This is a genomic window from Clostridium sp. MF28 (assembly GCF_002969175.1).
GTDB classification, from domain to species: Bacteria; Bacillota; Clostridia; order Clostridiales; family Clostridiaceae; genus Clostridium; species Clostridium beijerinckii.
In genome coordinates this window covers 3,897,637-3,912,664 of sequence record NZ_CP014331.1, presented here as the reverse complement: position 1 = coordinate 3,912,664, position 15,028 = coordinate 3,897,637, and the positions used below count along the sequence as shown (strand labels likewise).

Annotated in this window: 15 protein-coding genes and 1 pseudogene; all 16 read right to left on the bottom strand. The window is 31.2% G+C overall.

Going from position 1 to position 15,028, the window contains the following annotated elements:
* Window positions 1–9: 9 nt before the first annotated feature.
* The 16 genes and pseudogenes from atpG to prmC all read right to left on the bottom strand — a co-directional run bounded on the left by atpG (window position 10) and on the right by prmC (window position 15,022).
* Window positions 10–861, bottom strand: a complete 852-nt coding sequence (gene atpG / locus AXY43_RS17205; RefSeq protein ID WP_011967766.1) for an ATP synthase F1 subunit gamma — start codon at window positions 859–861, stop codon at window positions 10–12.
* A 41-nt stretch (window positions 862–902) separates the two neighbouring features.
* Window positions 903–2,417 (bottom strand): F0F1 ATP synthase subunit alpha, encoded by a 1,515-nt coding sequence (gene atpA / locus AXY43_RS17200; RefSeq protein ID WP_011967765.1) that lies wholly within the window; start codon window positions 2,415–2,417, stop codon window positions 903–905.
* Window positions 2,418–2,427: 10 nt separating this feature from the next.
* Window positions 2,428–2,967, bottom strand: coding sequence for a F0F1 ATP synthase subunit delta (locus AXY43_RS17195; RefSeq protein WP_011967764.1), 540 nt, complete (start codon window positions 2,965–2,967; stop codon window positions 2,428–2,430).
* Window positions 2,968–2,969: 2 nt separating this feature from the next.
* Window positions 2,970–3,449, bottom strand: coding sequence for a F0F1 ATP synthase subunit B (locus tag AXY43_RS17190; protein ID WP_023974852.1), 480 nt, complete (start codon window positions 3,447–3,449; stop codon window positions 2,970–2,972).
* Between the two features lie 52 nt (window positions 3,450–3,501).
* A complete protein-coding gene (gene atpE / locus AXY43_RS17185; protein WP_017209887.1) occupies window positions 3,502–3,717 on the bottom strand; it encodes an ATP synthase F0 subunit C in 216 nt (71 codons plus the stop codon).
* Between the two features lie 54 nt (window positions 3,718–3,771).
* Window positions 3,772–4,452, bottom strand: coding sequence for a F0F1 ATP synthase subunit A (locus tag AXY43_RS17180; protein ID WP_023974851.1), 681 nt, complete (start codon window positions 4,450–4,452; stop codon window positions 3,772–3,774).
* Window position 4,453: 1 nt separating this feature from the next.
* Entirely contained in the window at window positions 4,454–4,819 is a 366-nt protein-coding gene (locus AXY43_RS17175; RefSeq protein WP_023974850.1) for a hypothetical protein, read from the bottom strand.
* Between the two features lie 720 nt (window positions 4,820–5,539).
* Window positions 5,540–6,721: an acetyl-CoA C-acetyltransferase gene (locus AXY43_RS17170; RefSeq protein WP_023974849.1), complete on the bottom strand. Its 1,182-nt coding sequence runs from the start codon at window positions 6,719–6,721 to the stop codon at window positions 5,540–5,542.
* Between the two features lie 121 nt (window positions 6,722–6,842).
* The gene (wecB, locus tag AXY43_RS17165) at window positions 6,843–8,033 is read right to left on the bottom strand and encodes a non-hydrolyzing UDP-N-acetylglucosamine 2-epimerase (protein ID WP_011967759.1); all 1,191 of its coding nucleotides are present in this window, start codon (window positions 8,031–8,033) and stop codon (window positions 6,843–6,845) included.
* 237 nt (window positions 8,034–8,270) lie between these two features.
* Window positions 8,271–8,765, bottom strand: coding sequence for a deaminase (locus tag AXY43_RS17160; RefSeq protein WP_011967758.1), 495 nt, complete (start codon window positions 8,763–8,765; stop codon window positions 8,271–8,273).
* An 81-nt stretch (window positions 8,766–8,846) separates the two neighbouring features.
* Window positions 8,847–9,476 (bottom strand): uracil phosphoribosyltransferase, encoded by a 630-nt coding sequence (upp, locus tag AXY43_RS17155; RefSeq protein ID WP_011967757.1) that lies wholly within the window; start codon window positions 9,474–9,476, stop codon window positions 8,847–8,849.
* Between the two features lie 310 nt (window positions 9,477–9,786).
* Window positions 9,787–10,236 carry a ribose 5-phosphate isomerase B gene (gene rpiB, locus AXY43_RS17150; RefSeq protein ID WP_023974847.1) on the bottom strand — a complete coding sequence of 150 codons (450 nt, stop codon included), beginning with the start codon at window positions 10,234–10,236 and terminating at the stop codon, window positions 9,787–9,789.
* 50 nt (window positions 10,237–10,286) lie between these two features.
* Window positions 10,287–11,336, bottom strand: coding sequence for an L-threonylcarbamoyladenylate synthase (locus AXY43_RS17145; protein WP_017209891.1), 1,050 nt, complete (start codon window positions 11,334–11,336; stop codon window positions 10,287–10,289).
* A 55-nt stretch (window positions 11,337–11,391) separates the two neighbouring features.
* A complete protein-coding gene (locus tag AXY43_RS17140; protein ID WP_011967754.1) occupies window positions 11,392–11,979 on the bottom strand; it encodes a hypothetical protein in 588 nt (195 codons plus the stop codon).
* A 65-nt stretch (window positions 11,980–12,044) separates the two neighbouring features.
* On the bottom strand, window positions 12,045–13,127 hold the full coding sequence (gene prfA / locus AXY43_RS17135; RefSeq protein WP_011967753.1) for a peptide chain release factor 1: 1,083 nt from the start codon (window positions 13,125–13,127) through the stop codon (window positions 12,045–12,047).
* Window positions 13,128–13,262: 135 nt separating this feature from the next.
* A pseudogene (gene prmC / locus AXY43_RS17130) lies at window positions 13,263–15,022 on the bottom strand (peptide chain release factor N(5)-glutamine methyltransferase).
* Between the last annotated feature and the right edge of the window lie 6 nt (window positions 15,023–15,028).

Below are 15,028 nucleotides of genomic sequence, written 5' to 3'. Positions count from 1 at the left end.
ACCTCCTTACTAATTTTGAGCTGCTGCTCCTCCAACAATTTCAGATATTTCTTGCGTAATCGCACCTTGCCTAATTCTATTAAATTTAAGCTTTAATTTGTCTAATAGATCATCTGCATTCTTTGTTGCTCCGTCCATAGCTGTCATTCTTGTACTTTGTTCACTACATTTCGAACTTAATAAAATGCTTCTGATTTTTCCTTTTAGATAAATATTAAGAGCATCTTCTAATACTATATCTAAATCCGGCTCAATAAGAAATGATCCTGTTGTGCCTTCAGATTTACTTATAGGCAAAATCTTAACTGACTTTGTTTCTTGTTTAACTGATGATATAAAGTCAGAGTATACAATATTAACCTCTGATACATCACCATTTAAATACATTTCAAGAGCTTTATCAAATATTTCTTTTGCTTCGCTTACTGTTGGCACATCTTCAATACCAACATATTCTCCTACTGGTTCTATCTTAATTCTCTTTAAATAACCAAGACCTTTGCTTCCAACTAAAACAATCTTTGCAGTATCCTTTTTATCTTTAATTTGACTTACTAATTGAGATACTACACTACTGTTAAACCCACCGCACAATCCTGAATCTGATGTTATTACTACATATAGTTTATTTTGACTATCATTCCCTTCAAAATAAACATTGCTTCCTTCTTCACCAGCTGTAGTTGCAAGATTTCTTACGACAGGTTCAGTTATATCAATAAACTTATTGTTTACTGCTAACTCATTTTTAGTTTTTCTTAACTTAGAAGTGGCAACAAGTCCCATTGCATTAGTGATTTTTCTTGTATTTTCAACTGATTTAATTCTCTTTTTAATTTCAAGAAGTCCAGCTGCGCCCATTATCTCCACCTCCTAAGAAGGGCATAGCTTAAGAATTTAAGCTATGCTTCTTGTAAAAATATCTTTTTAAACTCAACTATTGCTTCCTCTAACATAGATTTTATTTCATCAGTTAAAGTTTTTCCTGTAATAATTGATTTTTCAATTTCTCTATGATGAGTATCAACATACTCTAAGAATTCTTTTTCGAATCTCTTTATATCGCTAACTTTAATGTCCGATAAGAAATCATTAACAGCTGCATATAATATTATGATTTGCTTTCCAACTTCAAGTGGACTATATTGATCTTGTTTTAATACTTCAACTAATCTCTTACCTTTTTCAAGTCTTCTACTAGAATCGGCATCTAAGTCAGATCCAAATTGTGAAAAGGCTTCTAGCTCTCTATATTGTGCTAGTTCCAATCTTAAAGTACCACTTACCTGTTTCATAGCTTTAATTTGTGCACTACCACCAACTCTTGATACTGATATACCTGCATTTACTGCTGGTCTTTGTCCTGCATTAAATAAATCAGATTCTAAGAATATTTGACCATCAGTGATTGATATAACATTAGTTGGTATGTACGCAGTAACATCTCCGGCTTGAGTTTCTATAATTGGAAGTGCTGTAATTGATCCACCACCTAATTCTTTAGATAGCTTCGCAGCTCTTTCAAGTAATCTTGAATGTATATAGAAAACATCTCCTGGGTAAGCTTCTCTTCCTGGTGGTCTCTTAAGTAATAATGACATTGCTCTATATGCAGTTGCATGTTTTGAAAGATCATCATATATTATTAATACATCTTTACCTTGATGCATAAAATATTCTCCTATAGTGCATCCAGAATATGGAGCCATATATTGAAGTGGAGCTGATTCTGAAGCTGTAGCACTTACAACTATACTATAATCCATAGCCCCCATTTCAGTTAATGTATTAAATATATGAGCAACTGTAGATTGCTTTTGACCGATAGCAACATATATACATATAACATCTTTACCCTTTTGGTTTAATATTGTATCTATAGCTATAGCTGTTTTACCTGTTTGTCTGTCTCCAATGATAAGTTCTCTTTGTCCTCTACCTATTGGAATCATTGAATCTATAGCTTTAATTCCAGTTTGTAATGGCTCATTAACAGAACTTCTATCAATTATACCTGCTGCTGGAATTTCGATTGCTCTAGTTTGGCTTGTGCTTATAGGTCCCTTACCATCAATTGGTTCTCCTAATGCATTAACAACTCTTCCAATCATTGCTTCGCCTACAGGAACTTCAACAACTCTTCCTGTTCCTTTAACTGTATCGCCTTCTTTTATTCCTTTTTCTTCTCCTAAAAGAACACAACCAACATTATCCTGTTCAAGATTTAAAACCATCCCATATACATTGTTAGGAAATTCTAATAATTCCCCTTGCATACAATTATCTAATCCATAAACTCTTGAAACACCATCTCCAATTTGGATTATAGTACCAGAATCTACTGTTTTGATATCTTTTTCGTATTTCTCTATTTCCTTCTTTATAATAGAAGTTATTTCTTCTGGTTTAATATTCATGGATTCACCTCTATTCTTTCTTAAGCATTAATTCTTTCATTTCTTCTACCTTTGATTTTATAGTTCCATCAATAATATCATTTCCAACTTTAACATAAACTCCGCCTAGGAGACTTTTGTCTATTTTAGTATCAAATAAAATATTTTTTTCGTATTTTTTTTCAAAGATAGCTTTTAATTGTTCTAACTCTTCATCTAAAAGTGGTACAACTGTTTTAACTATACCTCTTATAGTATTTCTTCTTTCTAGATCAATCTTTTCCATTTGATCTAGTATTTCTCTTAACTGAAGAATTCTATCCTTTTCAATCAATATCATCATGAAAGAAAGTAATTCTTCATCAATTTTTCCTTTAAACAAATCAGTAAATAACTGTTTCTTTTTTGCTGTGTTTATTTTAGGATGATTAATTACTTCATAAAACTCTTTATTTTCATCAAATATATCACATATATCTGTTAAGTCTCGTAAATATTCATCCACTTTATTGTTCTTTTCAGCAATTTCATACAGAGCTAACGCATATCTTTTTTCTAAATACTCCTGCATACTTACATACCTACCTTAGCAATAAAATCGCCAATAAGTTTTCTATGTGTTGCTTCATCTACCTGCTGCTCTAATGCTTTAACTGAAAGCTCTACCGCTAAATCTACTGCTTGTTTTTTAATCTCATATTCTGCTTTTTCTTTTTCTCTTTCAATTTCTAAGTTAGCTCTTTCTTTTATTGAATTTGCTTCAACTTTTGCATTTTGAACAATTTCCTCGTAAAGTTTATCACCTTTTGCTCTTTGAGCTTCAGTGATTTTCTTCCCTTCTTCTTTAGCTGATTGTAAAATTTGTTCATTTTTCACCAAATACATTCTAGCTTTTTCAGCATCTTCATCTGCTTTACTTATCGTTTGATTAACGAGATTTTGTCTTTCTTCAATTATTCCTTTGATTTTATCCCAAAAGAAATGTTTTAAAATCAAGATTATCAGACCAAAATTAATCCAATTGAATATAATTGTTGATACATTTACTTCCATTTTTACTTATATCCTCCCTTCGGAGTCAATGCAATTAACTCATACAAATTTATTATCTGTTCATTAACATAAATGCCATTACTAATCCATATATTGCTGTAGTTTCACAAAGTGCTGCACCTAATATGAAAAATGTCATTACTCTTCCTGATGCTTCTGGTTGTCTTCCTACTGCTTCAACTGCCTTACCAGCTGCAATTCCAATACCTACTCCTGCTCCAATACCAGATAATACAGCTATACCAGCTGCTAGAACTCCTAAACTCATTATGATTCCTCCTAAGATATTAATTAATTTTAATTTTTTAATAATTTTCTAAACTTATTCTTCTGCTATTTGTTTGATATTAATCATAGTTAGCATTGTAAATACTATCATTTGAATTAATCCATCAAATAAATCGAAATATGCGTGTAATATTACAGGTATACCAAACTGTGCAAAAATTGATATTGAACTCAATCCATGATACACCAATTCTAATAATATTACTGCTGCGACCATGTTACCAAAAAGTCTTAGCGCCAAAGACATTGGCAAAATAATTCTTTCTATTATGTTTAATGGCAGCATAGGGATAAATGGATGTAACAATCCCTTTCCAAACCCAAGTATTCCATTCTTTCTAATAGCATTTAAATTCACTACTAAAAATGTGGTTATTGCGAAGGATGCTGTTATGCTCAAATCACTTGTAGGTGGCTTAAATCCTAATAATCCAACTAGATTTAGTATTAGCAAATAGATCATTAATGTTCCTATATAAGGCAGAAATGATTCATATTCTTCACCCATAGTACCAACCATAAAGTCCCTTATTGCTTGATAGACTTTTTCCAAAGCCGCTTGGGTCTTACCAGGTTTTAACTTCAAGTTTTTTGTTAATAGAAAAGCACCTATCCCTAAAATTGCGATAATAATCCATTCAATTATTATCCCTGCAGTAATATCTACTGTAACGCCAAAAATTTCAGGTGAAAATATAGGTATCACGGGCTCCACTCTAAACACTTCCTTTCCTATTTTCTTTAATACGAAAAACTATAAGTAGTACATAATGTGAAACAAAACCTATCATATAATATATTACGTATTCCATGTTTCCCAAAAAAGGAAATATTGTGGCAATTATGAATGCCATCCTAATAAAATACGTAGGAATTATAATCCATGCTCTATTTTTATCCAAAAACTTTCCAACTATATAACCACTTGCTAGAAAATTTATTAACGAAACACACATGCCTATCATATAGATTCCTGCATTTATAAAGGTGGAAATTAAGACTATTATTAAAGATATCAATAATCCGCTCCCCAAATCATATTTTATCGTCTGTAGAAGCAGTTTATTCACTTCTTTATTCATACATAACCCCCTTAACCTCAATATCAGTAATTATATCTTTATATTTATCTTTAATAAAACACTATTTGAAAGTAAAATCAGCTTATTTTTACTTTATAATGAATTTATATTTCATATACTCGTGAATGCTCAGCTAATATTGGTTATTTCTTCATTTTTCTCATTTAATGATTTTTAAAAACTTGCTTGATTCAATTTTCTAAATATTCCGTAATATTTATCTACAAAATATTATTTTTGTTAACATTTTCATTACAAATTTTGTCATCAATTTTCAAAAATTTGGTGAATTTTATACTATTTTTGGGTTTTATAAAGCTATACTTACTATTATACATTTCATATTATTGAATACAGAAATTAATCCTTATTCAATATTTATTTTTTTTCAATCTACAATTACCAAATTTATATGTATTATTTTTTAGCAAATCCTCGCATTAACTATGTTATGAAGTATATAAAACACCTTAATGAAATATATGATTAAAAATTCTTTCATTTTTTCCACTGGTTTATATATAGTAATTATTTTGATAATATTTTTACCCCTTGTATCAGATAATGAATATACATAATAATTTCATTTTCCACTGGCTCTATCTAATTTAATACATGCATTTCTATTTTCTTCTTTTAACTTCATTTTATACTCTTATTTAATAAAAAAAGGTTACCATGAGAATTATCATAGTAACCTTTTTTAAATCTTAATTTATATTAAATTCTTTCAACGATAAGAGCTGTTCCCATTCCGCCACCTATACAAAGTGTAGCTAATCCTTTTTTAGCATCTCTCTTTTCCATTTCATGAAGAAGAGTTACTAATATTCTTGCACCTGATGCTCCAACTGGATGACCTAAAGCAATTGCTCCACCATTTACATTAACTTTTGACATATCGAATTTTAAATCTTTAGCAACTGCTAAGCTTTGAGCAGCAAAAGCTTCATTAGCTTCGATTAAATCTAAGTCTTCTACTGTTAAGTTAGCTTTTTCTAAAGCTTTCTTAGTTGCATGGAATGGTCCATATCCCATGATAGCTGGATCTAATCCTTTTGAACCGTAAGAAAGTATTTTAGCCATTGGTTTAAGTCCTAATTCTTCTGCCTTTTCTGCACTCATAACAACAAAAGCTGCTGCTCCATCATTAATACCTGATGCATTACCTGCTGTAACAGTACCATCTTTAATAAATGCTGGCTTTAATTTAGCTAAAGTTTCTGCTGTTGTTCCGAATCTTGGGAATTCATCTGTATCAAATACTTTTGGTTCTCCCTTTCTTTGAGGAATAACAACTGGAACTATTTCATCTTTAAATCTTCCTGACTTGATTGCTGCTTCAGCTTTTTGTTGAGATGAAGCTGAGAAAGCATCTTGCTCTTCTCTAGTTAATCCCCATTGTTTAGCAATATTTTCAGCTGTAACTCCCATATGATAGTTGTTAAAAGCATCCCATAATGCGTCTTTTATCATTGTATCAACTAATTTGCCATCGCCCATTCTTTGTCCCCATCTTGCTTTGTCCAATGCATATGGAGCAGCTGACATATTTTCCATACCTCCAGCAACAACAACATCAGCATCTCCTGCTTTAATCATTTGTGCTGCTAAACTAACTGCTCTAAGACCTGATCCACAAACCTTATTAATAGTCATAGCTGAAACTTCTTGTGGTAATCCAGCTTTTATTGTTGATTGTCTTGCGGTATTTTGACCAAGACCAGCTTGAATTACATTACCCATAATAACTTCTTCAATTAATTCAGGTTTTACTCCAGCTCTATTTACGGCTTCTTTAATTACTAAAGCTCCTAAATCTACTGCTGAGACATCTTTTAATGCTCCACCAAAACTACCTAATGCTGTTCTTACTGCACTTACAATAACTACCTCTCTCATGTTTGACCTCCTAAAATTTTATAGATTATTTTATTAACTTTCGTTAAATTATTAACATAACTAAATTATACCTTTTATTATTTCTTTTATCAAGCATAAATTGTTAAAATTTAAACAAACTTTATCTTTTAAATTCTTCCACTTCTCTTGTTGTCAAACCAAAATATTTTAATATAGCATCTGCTATTCTTCTAGATGCAATTCCATCTCCATAAGGATTTATAGATTTACTCATTTTACAATAAGCATCAGGGTTTCTAAGTAACTCGTTTGCCTCTGATACTATTTGATCTATATTAGTTCCAACCAACTTAACGGTGCCTGCCTCTACAGCTTCTGGTCTTTCAGTAACGTCTCTCAACACAAGTACAGGTTTTGCTAAATGTGGTGCTTCCTCTTGCAATCCCCCTGAATCTGTCATAACCATAAACGATTTATTCATCAAATTATGCGTTTCCTTAGTATCTAATGGTGACAGCAAGTGAATTCTTTCTTTTCCTCCAAGTCTCTCATAAACTACATCTTTAACTACAGGATTCAAATGAACTAAGTACACTAATTCTACGTCTTCATTCTGTTCAACTATTTTGTTTAATGCTATACATATATTTTGGATTCCTTCTCCCCAGTTTTCTCTTCTATGAGCAGTTATCATTATTACTTTCTTACTAAAATCAATATTATTTAACTCTTCGTTTTCAAAGATGTAATCATCTTCAACTGTATGTTTCATAGCATCAATTACAGTATTTCCTGTAACATATATATCACTCGCATTTATTCCTTCCCTTAGTAAGTTTTCCTTCGAACCTTTAGTTGGTGCAAAATGTAGATCAGCTAGACTTCCTGTAAGTTTTCTATTCATTTCCTCTGGAAAAGGAAAATACTTATTAAAAGTCCTTAGACCTGCTTCAACATGCCCAACTTTAATTTGCTGATAGAATGCAGCTAAAGAACCTGCAAATGTAGTTGTAGTATCTCCATGAACTAATATCATATCTGGCTTTTCTTCTTTAAAAACTTCCTCTAACCCTTCTAAAACTCTACTCGTAATTCCTGTTAAAGTCTGTTTTGTCTTCATTATATTTAAATCAAAATCAGGTTTTATATCAAATAATTCCAAAACTTGATCTAACATTTCTCTGTGTTGAGCTGTCACGCAAACTTTCGATTCAATCTCTTCTCTTCTTTCTAATTCCTTTACTAAAGGTGCCATTTTTATAGCCTCAGGTCTAGTTCCAAAAATCGTAATAATTTTCTTTGTACTCAAATTATTTCCTCCTATATTTAAGCAATTATAGATTTTTCTCATTCTATTTCTAAGTACTGTCTTTATGTATATTTAAAATCAAGTTAAACTTAATTCAGGCGTAGTTTAGTCTCCATCTGAATCTTAGTTGAAACTTATCCAGCGCCGTGCAGCCGTTATCTCCTCATTAAAGAAAAAAGCGTATTACGCATACTATCTATCTGGTAAAGTTTATACTTTAAAAATAAATCCAACTCGCAATGCTTGTTGGATTTATTCAAATATGCAAATTCTAAAAAATTAATACCCTGCGTCTTTTACTATTCTTAGAGAGTCATCGTCTTCTATCCATGAATCTACGCTTATTTCTCTATACTCCTGCTTTGAATCCCTTATAATAACATTAGAAATTCCAGCATTAATTATCAATCTCTTACACATGGAGCAAGAGTTTGCATCCCTTACATATTCTCTTGTTTTTGCATCTCGTCCTACCAAATATAATGTAGCTCCAATCATATCTCTTCTAGAAGCGCTTATTATTGCATTAGCTTCACTATGTACACTCCTGCACAACTCATAATGAGTACCTCTTGGAACTTTCAACTTTTCTCTTATGCAACTATTCAAGTCCATGCAATTTTTTCTACCTCTAGGTGCTCCTGTGTATCCAGTAGAAATTATTTCATCATTTTTAACAATTATAGAACCATAGTTTCTCCTCAGACAAGTTCCTCTCTCTAAAACTGTTTCAGCAATATCCAAGTAATAATTTTTCTTATCTCGTCTCTCCATTTTCTATATTCCCCCCAGTAAAATTATCTTGGGTCATTCAGAAACTTATGTAGATAGCTTTTAATTCTAATAAATCACTAATTACTTAGTGCCAAATAATCTATCTCCAGCATCACCAAGACCTGGAACAATATATCCATGTTCATTTAATTTTTCATCAATTGATGCTAAGTATATATCAACATCATCATGTGCTTTTTTAATAGCTTCTATACCTTCTGGTGCTCCAACCAAGCACATTAATTTTAAATTTTTTGCACCTCTATTTTTTAACATAGTTAAAGCATCTATTGCAGATCCGCCTGTAGCAAGCATTGGATCAACTACTATAATATCTCTTTCTGCAATATCTTGTGGCATTTTACAAAAATATTCAACTGGTTGAAGTGTTTTCTCATCTCTATATAATCCAATATGTCCAACCTTAGCTGCTGGTATTAAATTAAGTACTCCATCAACCATTCCAAGACCAGCTCTTAAAATAGGAACTACAGCCATTTTCTTTCCTGAAAGCATTTTACATTTAGTAACTGCTACTGGTGTTTTCACTTCTACTTCTTCCGTATTTAAATCTCGTGTGACTTCATACGCCATTAACATTGAGATTTCTTCTACTAATTTTCTAAAATCCTTTGAACCTGTTTTTTCATCTCTTAAGATTGCCAACTTATGTAATATTAGTGGATGATTTATTTCTATAACTTTGCTCATTATTATTCCTCCAAGTTTGCTTTTAGTATTTATAGCCCTTTATATTTATATACCCCATTTAGCTTTCTAATAATATAAATTAATATTGTTGCAGCATAGCTGCTTTTTTTCTAATCTAAATGATCTTGGTTGCAGCATAGCTGCTTTTTTCTAATCTAAATGATCTTGGTTGCAGCATAGCTGCTTTTTTCTAATCTAAATGATCTTGGTTGCAGCATAGCTGCTTTTTTCTAATCTAAATGATCTTGGTTGCAGCATAGCTGCTTTTTTCTAATCTAAATGATCTTGGTTGCAGCATAGCTGCTTTTTTCTAATGTGTATACTTTTTTTCAATATCTGAAATCTTATCTATTCTTTTTTGGTGCCTATCTCCTTCAAATTTAGCTGATATAAATGTTTTTACTATATCTAAAGCAAGACCTGCTCCAACAACTCTTTGGCCCATAGTTAATATATTAGCATTATTGTGTTCTCTTGTTGCATGGGCACTAAATGTATCTGAACATAGTGCTGCTCTAATTCCTGGTACCTTATTGGCCGCAATACCAATTCCTATTCCTGTACCACATATTAATATACCAAACTCATATTCCTTTGCAGCAACCGCTTCTGCTACTGGTAATGCAATATCCGGATAATCGCAAGAACCTGTTGAATATGTACCAAAATCCTTAATCTCATGCTTTTCACTTTCTAAAAACTTTATGATTTCATTTTTAAGTTCAAATCCACCATGATCGCATCCAATTGCAATTTTCATAATTAAATCATCTCCTAATTTATTTTGTGATTTTTCAACATGCATAATTATTATACATTTATGATATCAAATCCAGCAGCTTTATTTAATCTATTCATAATAGCTACCCCTACACCTTTTTCTTCATATCCTTCTGCAAAAACTAAATCCGCTCCTAGGTCATCACACTTTCTCAATGCTTCAAATAAACTTCTAGCAACTGTTGATAAATCACTTAGACTACCCAATACTATACTAGTTCCTTCTGTATATTCATCAACATTTTCTTCAACAGTGAGGATACATACTTTTTTACCTTTTTCTATATTATAGTGTACCATTTCGCGGATTTTTTCAATAGTTTTTTTTCTTTCCCCAGAAATTATTGTAACTTTAGCATTTGGTGCATAATGCTTATACTTCATTCCAGGAGCCTTTGGCTTTAAGTTTTCGCTTGGTTTTTCCATTATAGCTTTATCTATTTCAATTCTTGGGTCAACTTCTCTAAGCATCTCTAATGTAATACCACCTGGTCGTAAAACTATAGGTGGCACTACTGTGCAATCCACTATAGTAGATTCAACACCTATGTCACTCTGTTCTCCTCCAAGAATATAATCAACCTTCCCATCAAGATCCTCTATGCATCTCTGAAAATCTGTTGGACTCGGTCTCCCACTTATATTAGCAGAAGGTGCTGCTATAGTTGTCTGAGATAATTCAATTAGTTTTCTAGCTACTTCATTATCAGGCATTCTTATTCCGATAGAGTTTAAATTAGCACTTGTTACATTAGGTATTATATCTTTCTTACTCAAAATTATTGTGAGTGGTCCTGGCCAAAATCTATTTATAAGTTCATCAGCTACTTTTGGTATTTCTTTTGCATATAGATCAAGTTTCTTCGACGAAACATGAATTATGAGTGGATTATCTTGCGGTCTTCCTTTGGCCTTAAATATTTTTTCTACCGCTTCTTCATTAAGTGCATCTGCACCCAATCCATAAACTGTCTCCGTAGGAAAAACTACAGTACCGCCATTTTTTATACATTCAGCAGCTTCTCTTATTTTCTCTTCATCCTCACTAACATTTTTGATCATACTAATTTTAGTTTTCAAACATATTACCTTCTTCCCCTAATTCTAAACTTATTGTTTATAAAAAAATTCCTAATTAAACTATAAGCTGGCCTCTTGATATTTTTATATTTTGTATACTTTCATCAGTGTAAATAGCTTTAACGCAATTCCTATATATTGAATCTAATAATAAATACTTCTTTAGTCCACCTCTTTTTATTACTTGAAAATAATACTCTTTCTGAGAATTTAATTGTTTTATAGAATTATAATCTTCAATAATTTGTGGATATCTTCTTAAAAACCCATCATCAACAGGTCTCAATCCCTTATTTTTAAAAACAACATTTGTTATTAAAACTATTTCTAAATCATAGTCAGATTTATTTGTATGTACAAGTACAACTTTATCACATATAATTAAATATTCTTTAATGGAAATACCGACCTTGAAAATCAACCTATTATTTAAGCACCTATATTCAACAATATAGGCATTCATCTTAATTATAATAGCTATAACTATTAAAAATTCTATAAAAATCACATAACTAATATAAAAAATAGTAGTTAATCCAGTTATTATTAGAACTGTTGGAAGAAAAAACGCAATAATAACCATGGTAATTAAGAAAATTTTTAAATGTAATCGCTCTTTTTTTACAGCCTTATATATATCCATAATCAATCTCCAATGTACTTTTAAAGCCCTACATATATAAAATGCAAGGCTTTGCTTTATAGTTATTACATTTGTGTGTTTCCCATTAATTTCATCTTTTCAGCTTGGTCAGCTGTAATAAGTGCATTTATCATTTCATCAATATCTCCACCCAAAAATGTATCTAACTTATATAAAGTTAGTCCTATTCTGTGGTCTGTAATTCTTCCTTGAGGATAATTATATGTTCTAATTCTTTCACTTCTATCCCCAGTTCCAACTTGGCTCTTTCTGTCTTCTGCTATTCCTTGTGCTCTTTCTCTTTCTGCCTGTTCATATAATCTTGATTTTAAAACTTTCATAGCTTTTTCTTTATTTTTTAATTGTGACTTTTCATCTTGACATGAAACTACAAGCCCTGTAGGCAAGTGAGTAATTCTTACAGCCGAGTCTGTAGTATTAACGCACTGTCCTCCATTTCCTGAAGCTCTAAATACGTCTATTCTAACATCTTTATCTGCAACTTCTATTTCAACATCATCAACTTCTGGTAGCACTGCTACTGTAGCTGTTGACGTATGAATCCTTCCACTTGATTCAGTATCTGGTACTCTTTGAACTCTATGAACTCCACTTTCATATTTTAATTTAGAATAAGCTCCATTACCTTTTATCATAAAAACAACTTCTTTAAAACCACCAAGATCTGTTTCATTCAAACTCATGATTTCTACGCCCCATCGTTGAGTTTCAGCATATCTTGTATACATTCTAAATAAATTGTATGCAAATAGTGCAGCTTCTTCGCCACCTGCACCCCCTCTGATTTCAACAAATACGTTCTTATCATCATTAGGATCTTTTGGTAATAATAAAATTTGTATTTCTGTTTCTAGTTGTTCTTCTCTATTTGTGAGATCAGTTATTTCTTCATTTAACATTTCTCTCATCTCTTTATCACTTTCACCGCTTAACATTTCTTTGTTAGCTTTTAAATCTTCAACTACTTTCTTATATTCCCTATAGCTATTAACTATAACTTCTAAGTCAGCATGTTCCTTACATAGTTTTCTCCATTCATTCTGATTCTGCATAATTGATGGATCACTTATTTTCACTGATAATTCATCATATTTGTTTTCTATAAATTCTAATTTATCTAATAACATTTGATCACTCCGTACTTCTTTTTTCACATTTCTACATTATATCATATTTTAATTACTTAACCAACTAACCTCATTTATAAATTATACATCCTATGACTTCTTAATTCGTTCTTATACCTAAAAGATCTGTTTCAATTAAATTTTAATTCCAACTACCACCCTATCAAGGCTAGCAAAATCTTTAACAATTTTCACATTAGTAAAACCGTTATTTTCCATTAATAGTTTCACCGCTTCTCCTTGATTATATCCTATTTCAAATGCTAATATCCCACTTTCTCTCAATGTATATTGGCTTTGGTCAATTATTTTTCTATAAAAATCTAATCCGTCATTTCCACCATTTAATGCAGTGTGCGGTTCATAATTCTTTACATCCTCCATTAATTTCCCAATTTCACATGCCTCAATATACGGAGGATTTGATACTATAATGTCATATATTTTATTATTTTTTATCGACTCTTCTAGCAAATCACTTTTTATAAAGAAAACTCTATCTTCTAACTTATTTTTCTCTATATTAATTAGTGATACTTTTTCCGGAATAGGATAATAGTCTATTAAATCAACTTTTATATTTTGCCTAAAATGTGCTAATGATATACCAACTGCACCAGATCCAGAACACAAATCGCATATTTGCATTTCTTGATTTTCTTCTATAATTTTAAGAACTTCATCTACAAGTATCTCTGTATCCCCTCTTGGTATTAAAACACCTTCTTCAACATAAAATTCGATACCCATAAATTCACATTTATTTAGAATATATTTTACTGGCATTTTATTTCTACGTTTTTCAATCAAATCAAAATATTTTTCAGCATCTTCCTTACTTACTTCATCTTCTTTATGTGTAATTAAGTAAACCCTATCTTTCTCAATAATATTTCCTAACAATAGCTCTGCATCTAACCTAGCAGTATCTATACCATTTTCTTTTAATGTAAATGTACCTGTTTTTATCAGCTCTTCAATATTTTTATTTGGATCTTTTATTCCTTCTGCTGCTTTCAACGATGCAATAGCCACTTCAATTTGGGAATCATCTGGTTCTTTAGTTGTTAACAGTTGTAACTTAAGACCAGGATACGCTATTATTTGAGCTAGCATACTGTCATTTTTACCAAGCCATTTTATTATCTCATAACTAATCCCTGTAACTACTGGTATAAGAATAATTCTAAGAGCTAACCTTTCTATGATTCCACCCACCCAGTAAAAGAAAACACTATAATACTAACAAACATTACCAAAAACAAAAAGTTAGTACCGCATCTTGGATGTAATCTTGATTGTTTTCTAACGTTCTCTACAGTTAATTCTTCCATAGCTTCATAACAGAATATAGTCTTATGTTCAGCTCCGTGGTATTGAAACACTCTATATATATCGTTAAGTTTGCTTATAGAAAACATATAAAGCAAGAGAATCACTATTCTTATAAGAGCTTCGATCAGATTCAGCATTACATTCGAAATACCTGCACCTTTGAAAACTGATGCTATGCCTGTTGGCAATGCAACGAAAAGTCCTATAGCGAAAAGAAAAGAAATAAACATAGTTATTGCCATTAATACACTATTAGCCCTTTCTCCCAGTTTGTCATCTAACCATTTTTCAAATTTAGAAGGTTCTTCATTATCTTCTTCCAAAAATGATGCTGAGTAGTTTAATGATTCCATTCCAACCTTCATTGATTCTACTAGTACGAAAAAACCTCTAAGAAAAGGTATATTTAAAATCGGATATTTTTTTGTTACTGGTCTATTATCTTTAAAATCTATTTCTATATTACCTTTGGGAGTTCTAACAGCAGTCGCAAGATTTTTACTTCCTCTCATCATAACACCTTCTATGACAGCTTGCCCTCCAACATCACGTCTTTCCATTTATAA

What these genes read in the sequence shown, in the direction of transcription:
- wecB (WP_011967759.1), bottom strand. Translation starts at nt 8,033, where the DNA reads ATGAGAAAAATCTATAATTGCTTAAATATAGGAGGAAATAATTTGAGT.
- prfA (WP_011967753.1), bottom strand. Translation starts at nt 13,127, where the DNA reads ATGTTATTAGATAAATTAGAATTTATAGAAAACAAATATGATGAATTA.
- upp (WP_011967757.1), bottom strand. Translation starts at nt 9,476, where the DNA reads ATGAGCAAAGTTATAGAAATAAATCATCCACTAATATTACATAAGTTG.
- AXY43_RS17190 (WP_023974852.1), bottom strand. Translation starts at nt 3,449, where the DNA reads ATGGAAGTAAATGTATCAACAATTATATTCAATTGGATTAATTTTGGT.
- atpA (WP_011967765.1), bottom strand. Translation starts at nt 2,417, where the DNA reads ATGAATATTAAACCAGAAGAAATAACTTCTATTATAAAGAAGGAAATA.
- AXY43_RS17195 (WP_011967764.1), bottom strand. Translation starts at nt 2,967, where the DNA reads ATGCAGGAGTATTTAGAAAAAAGATATGCGTTAGCTCTGTATGAAATT.
- AXY43_RS17170 (WP_023974849.1), bottom strand. Translation starts at nt 6,721, where the DNA reads ATGAGAGAGGTAGTTATTGTAAGTGCAGTAAGAACAGCATTAGGTAGT.
- AXY43_RS17160 (WP_011967758.1), bottom strand. Translation starts at nt 8,765, where the DNA reads ATGGAGAGACGAGATAAGAAAAATTATTACTTGGATATTGCTGAAACA.
- AXY43_RS17140 (WP_011967754.1), bottom strand. Translation starts at nt 11,979, where the DNA reads ATGGATATATATAAGGCTGTAAAAAAAGAGCGATTACATTTAAAAATT.
- atpG (WP_011967766.1), bottom strand. Translation starts at nt 861, where the DNA reads ATGGGCGCAGCTGGACTTCTTGAAATTAAAAAGAGAATTAAATCAGTT.
- rpiB (WP_023974847.1), bottom strand. Translation starts at nt 10,236, where the DNA reads ATGAAAATTGCAATTGGATGCGATCATGGTGGATTTGAACTTAAAAAT.
- atpE (WP_017209887.1), bottom strand. Translation starts at nt 3,717, where the DNA reads ATGAGTTTAGGAGTTCTAGCAGCTGGTATAGCTGTATTATCTGGTATT.
- AXY43_RS17175 (WP_023974850.1), bottom strand. Translation starts at nt 4,819, where the DNA reads ATGAATAAAGAAGTGAATAAACTGCTTCTACAGACGATAAAATATGAT.